Source organism: Clostridioides sp. ZZV14-6345 (assembly GCF_020657775.1).
Classification (GTDB): Bacteria; Bacillota; Clostridia; order Peptostreptococcales; family Peptostreptococcaceae; genus Clostridioides; species Clostridioides difficile_D.
This window is the reverse complement of sequence record NZ_JAGWCX010000147.1, coordinates 1-1396: the sequence shown is the minus strand read 5'-3', so window position 1 is coordinate 1396 and position 1396 is coordinate 1. Positions and strand designations below refer to the sequence as shown.

The window sequence follows — 1396 nt, the reverse complement described above, 5'->3', positions numbered from 1 at the left end:
CATTTCCCAAACAGTACCCTCTACGCGCTGCATGAGGTCTTTCACCTGTTCCGGCGTGTAAGGGTCGGGCGTCTTGTCGCTCTTTCCAAACTTCGTAAGCGTGTCCTTTGCCGCGTTGGTTTCAATGTAACGGTATTTTCGGGCATGGCTCAACGCCACGCTCAAAACACGCTTTGCCCCGGCTGCGGTGGACGGTTTCAAGCCCTTGTCGATAATCTGCTGAAACATCTTGTCTACCATAGCGGGGGTAAGTTGATTGAGGGCAACACCGCCGATATATGGATTGATATAGTTTGCAATCGTCCTTTTGTACCCGTCATAGGTTGAGGGGCGCAAGTTCACTCTGGCGTAGCCCTCCACCCAATCGTTAAGGTAGCTTGCAACGGTCTGTTTCCGCTGTGAAGTGATTGAAGCGATTTGCCCCGGATTTTGGAGCTTCGTTTTTACTTCGGCTTCATGCTGTATCGCTTCCTTTCTGGTGGCAAAGCCCTTTTTTGCATAGGATTTCTTTTTCCCGTCCGGGGCGGTGTACTTTATATTCACGTCGTAAACTGTACCGGGTCGCCCGGTCAGTACGCCGTTGCTGTCTCGTTTATTTTTGACTTGCCTTGTTGATACCGCCATAGCTTAACCTCCCTGTCCTGCCGGAGGATTTGCTTTTCGCTTTGCTCTGTGGTACCAATCCCAAATAGCAGCGTCAGCAATCAAACGGCGGTTTCCATTCTGTATATATTCAAGCTCGCCGCTATCCATAAGCTCGCGCAATTTGTTTTCCCCAATGCCGCTAATCCTGCTCATTTGCTCAACGGTCTTTAACATAGGGAATACGGGGATAGCGGGGCTTGTCATTTCCTTTTTTGCCATAGGAATACCCCCTTTCGTAAAATGGCTAAAAGGTCAATTACGAAAAAAGGCTTTAATCGGGCGGCTGTTAGCACAACCTCGCGGGAGTTTCACCCCTGCTCATTTAAGGCAGCTTTACCCATTGCCTGCGACGCTCTGAACGCTCGGACTGTGGCTGTAAAGGCTTGTCTACCCTCAATGCGTGTCGTCGCCCACAAGCTGCTAACTTGCTTCCCGGCGTTGGTGTTGGTCGCTCGGCTTTTCCCCGTAGGGGAAAAGCGTCATGGCGCACCCGCCGTATGGCTCGGCGCAAAAAGGACGTACCCGATTTGCCCTATACTGCGTCGCCGTTATCTTGCGTCGCTTTCTTTGACAAGGTGCTTACGGGGCTGCTGCGGATTGACGCGAAACGGAAAAGGGGTTAAGACGTTTCGCTATCGGGTGCAGTTATTCAGCCCGAAATGTGAGGATTGCCCTCATCAGCTTTGCTTGCAGCCTTTGGCGAATATCCTCGTCCACGCCGAAATAGGCGTTGCCGCGCTCGTCGTAGAGC

General features: G+C 51.8%; 3 protein-coding genes. All 3 read right to left on the bottom strand.

Going from position 1 to position 1396, the window contains the following annotated elements; translation table 11 throughout:
• A partial coding sequence (locus KGF39_RS19345) for an Arm DNA-binding domain-containing protein (RefSeq protein WP_227823562.1) occupies positions 1-624 on the bottom strand: 624 nt, incomplete at its 3' end.
• A gap of 3 nt (positions 625-627) precedes the next feature.
• On the bottom strand, positions 628-864 hold the full coding sequence (locus tag KGF39_RS19340) for a helix-turn-helix domain-containing protein (RefSeq protein WP_227823561.1): 237 nt from the start codon (positions 862-864) through the stop codon (positions 628-630).
• Between the two features lie 426 nt (positions 865-1290).
• Positions 1291-1396: helix-turn-helix domain-containing protein (locus tag KGF39_RS19335; RefSeq protein WP_227823563.1), on the bottom strand; the 106-nt coding region annotated here is incomplete at its 5' end.

Excerpts from the sequence above, each read along its gene's own strand:
- KGF39_RS19340 (WP_227823561.1), bottom strand. The coding sequence starts at position 864 with ATGGCAAAAAAGGAAATGACAAGCCCCGCTATCCCCGTATTCCCTATG.